Below are 2,784 nucleotides of genomic sequence, written 5' to 3' on the forward strand. Positions count from 1 at the left end.
CGTTCCTGCCCGTCGCAGGAGATCAGCACCAGGCGGCGGGCGGGATCGAGCGCCAGGCTGATGATCACCGCGTTGGGCGGGCGCTGCTGCAGGCCCAGCGCCGTGCGAAGCAGCGACAAAACCACCACAATGCGCACGAACGAGGTGGTCATGATGACGATGGACGGCGCCAGCGACAACACCGTCATCAGCCCGATGAGCTGGACGACGCGCTCGGTCAAGCCGGCCCCGGTGCCGAGGTTGATGTTCAGCGCCTGGGCGGCGGCGGCCATCGGGAAGATCAGGCTGGCCAGCGTGGTGACGGCCGCCAGCATGGCGGCGCGCTTCCAGTCGGCGGCGGGCAGGGCGCGAATGGCGGCGAACAGTCCGCGCATCACTGGGGCTCCTTGGTCGCGCGGCGGCGCGATGCGGGCGGCGCTTCGGGCAGCAGCTGGCCCTCGCCCAGCAGCAGCAGCCGTTCCTGCCCGTCGCAGGAGATCAGCACCAGGCGGCGGGCGGGATCGAGCGCCAGGCTCTCCACCACCGTCAGCCGGCGTTTCTTGCGTTGCGGGATCAGGCGCGTGAGCGCATCGGGGCCGAACTTGCGCAAGGCCACGGCGGCCAGGCCCACAAGGCCAAGGGTCACGGCGAGCGCGAAGACCGCGCGGGCGAATTCGGCGAAATCCATGGCGTTCTGCTGCGTCGGACTGCGGCTGGCGCGCGGCGAAAATCACCGGCGTCTCAACGGTTTGCCGCAGGGGTCTTAAGGAGCGATTAACCCTGTTTCTTCACCATGAGGCGATGGACCTGGCAGGCATTCCCCTGTTCGCGATGCTGCGCAGCCGGCTGGGCTATCTGTCCGAGCGCGAGCGGGTGATCGCCGAGAACGTGTCGAACTCCGACACGCCTGGGTATCGTCCTCACGATCTGAAGCCCTTCAGCTTCGAGGCGCGGGTCACCGCCGCGATGAGCGCGGCGAGCGGCCAGGCCGTCACCCAGCCCGGCCACATGACATCGCCAAGCGTGCGGCGGCCGGGCGTGAAATCCACCCGCACGCACGACTCCGAAACCACGCTCGACGGAAACTCCGTGGTGCTGGAGGACGAGATGCTGAAGATGACCGACGCGCGGATGAACTACGACGCGGCGATCGGATTCTACCAGAAATCCATCAACATGCTGCGGCTGGCCACGCGTCCGCCGGGCCGCGGTTAGGGGCGCTAGGTGGCTGAGATCAAGCCGACGGCGGGCGCCACGCAATCCATCGCCACCTCCGCCTTGCGCGCCCAGCAGGCGCGGATGCGGATCATCGCCGAGAACCTGGCCAACGCGAACTCGACCTCGCGCACGCCGGGCGGCGACCCGTACCGGCGCCAGACCCCGGTGTTCGCACCCGTGAAGGTCGACGGCGGCACGGGCGTGAAGATGGTCCGCGTCGAACCCGACCGGAAGGACTTCCGCACCGAGTACGAGCCAGGTCACCCCTCCGCCGACGCCAAGGGCTATGTGAAGCTGCCTAACGTCGACAGCCTGATCGAGGCGATGGACATGAAGGCCGCGCAGCGGGCTTACGAGGCCAACCTCAACGTCATCGAGACGGCGCGCGCCATGGAGATGCGCACCCTCGACCTGTTGAAGAAGTAGGGGTTAAGCCGTGATCAGCCCCATCACCGTCGCCAAGGCCTACGCCGCCGTCCAGAACCAGGCCGCCGCCGCCGCGCCGCAGGCCGCTGTCGAGGAGAAGGGCGGGTTCGGCGACCTGCTGAAGTCGGCGATGACCGACGCGATGAAGTCGTCGAAGACCGCCGAGACCCAGATCGCCAAGCAGGTGCAGGGCAAGGCAGAGCTGATCGACGTGGTCACCGCCATCTCGGCCGCCGAAGCCAGCCTGGAGACGGTGATGGCGGTGCGCGACCAGGTCATCTCCGCCTACCAGGAAATCATGCGGATGCCGATCTGACGGCGGATCGGCGACGACGGCCCTGGCGGACCCGCCCGGCCTTCGTGCTAGGCTCGCTCGCATGGGGCCGACTCCGATCATCGATATTGTCGACGTCGAAAAGCGATACGGCGCGCACGCGGCCTTGGGCGGCGTCAGCCTGAGCATCGCAGCCGGCGAATTTGTCGCCCTGGTCGGCGCGTCGGGGTCGGGCAAGACCACCTTACTGAAGACCATCAACCGACTGGCGCCCGCCGATGCAGGCGTCGTGCGCGTGGCCGGCGAGGATGCGCGCACCGCCGCCCCGCATGAGCTGCGTCGCCGGATCGGCTATGTTTTCCAGGAAGTAGGCCTGTTTCCGCACATGACCGTCGCGGAGAACATCGCCATCACGCCGAAGCTGCTGGGTTGGGACAAGGCGCGGATCGATGCGCGGGTGACCGAGCTGCTGAGCCTCGTCGCCCTCCCGACCGAGACGGGCGCGCGGCTGCCGGCGGCGCTGTCCGGCGGCCAGCGCCAAAGGGTCGGCGTCGCCCGGGCTCTGGCGGCCGAATCCTCGATCATGCTGATGGACGAGCCGTTCGGCGCGCTCGACCCCCTGACCCGAGACGCGCTGGGAACCGACTACCGCGCCCTGCATGACCGGCTGTCGTTGACCACGGTGATGGTCACTCACGACATGGCTGAGGCGGTGCTGCTCGCCGATCGCATCGTGGTGCTGAAGGCCGGACGCATCGTCGCCGACGGCGCGGCGTCTCACCTGCTGGCGAACGCGGAGGATCCCGATGTGCGCCTGCTGCTCGACGCGCCGCGTCGCCAGGCCGAACGGTTAAGTGCGCGGCTGTCCGAGACGCCGGCATGAACGA

General features: G+C 68.5%; 5 protein-coding genes and 1 pseudogene. 4 read left to right on the forward strand and 2 right to left on the reverse strand.

What is annotated here, in order from left to right; all coding sequences use genetic code 11:
- Nucleotides 1–377 (reverse strand): annotated as a pseudogene (locus Q8R27_RS08335) (hypothetical protein); the annotation flags it as partial.
- A complete protein-coding gene (locus Q8R27_RS08340; protein ID WP_305698580.1) occupies nucleotides 374–667 on the reverse strand; it encodes a flagellar biosynthetic protein FliO in 294 nt (97 codons plus the stop codon). The gene Q8R27_RS08340 and the pseudogene Q8R27_RS08335, both read right to left, overlap by 4 nt.
- 113 nt (nucleotides 668–780) lie before the next feature.
- Between Q8R27_RS08340 and flgB the strand changes: the two genes are divergently transcribed.
- The 4 genes from flgB to Q8R27_RS08360 all read left to right on the forward strand — a co-directional run bounded on the left by flgB (nucleotide 781) and on the right by Q8R27_RS08360 (nucleotide 2,780).
- On the forward strand, nucleotides 781–1,194 hold the full coding sequence (gene flgB, locus Q8R27_RS08345) for a flagellar basal body rod protein FlgB (protein WP_305698581.1): 414 nt from the start codon (nucleotides 781–783) through the stop codon (nucleotides 1,192–1,194).
- Between the two features lie 9 nt (nucleotides 1,195–1,203).
- Nucleotides 1,204–1,623 (forward strand): flagellar basal body rod protein FlgC, encoded by a 420-nt coding sequence (gene flgC, locus Q8R27_RS08350; RefSeq protein ID WP_305698582.1) that lies wholly within the window; start codon nucleotides 1,204–1,206, stop codon nucleotides 1,621–1,623.
- A gap of 10 nt (nucleotides 1,624–1,633) precedes the next feature.
- Entirely contained in the window at nucleotides 1,634–1,939 is a 306-nt protein-coding gene (gene fliE, locus Q8R27_RS08355; RefSeq protein ID WP_305698583.1) for a flagellar hook-basal body complex protein FliE, read from the forward strand.
- 61 nt (nucleotides 1,940–2,000) lie between these two features.
- Nucleotides 2,001–2,780, forward strand: a complete 780-nt coding sequence (locus Q8R27_RS08360; RefSeq protein ID WP_305698584.1) for an ABC transporter ATP-binding protein — start codon at nucleotides 2,001–2,003, stop codon at nucleotides 2,778–2,780.
- Nucleotides 2,781–2,784 lie beyond the last annotated feature (4 nt).

It is taken from the genome of Phenylobacterium sp. (assembly GCF_030697305.1).
Classification (GTDB): Bacteria; Pseudomonadota; Alphaproteobacteria; order Caulobacterales; family Caulobacteraceae; genus Phenylobacterium.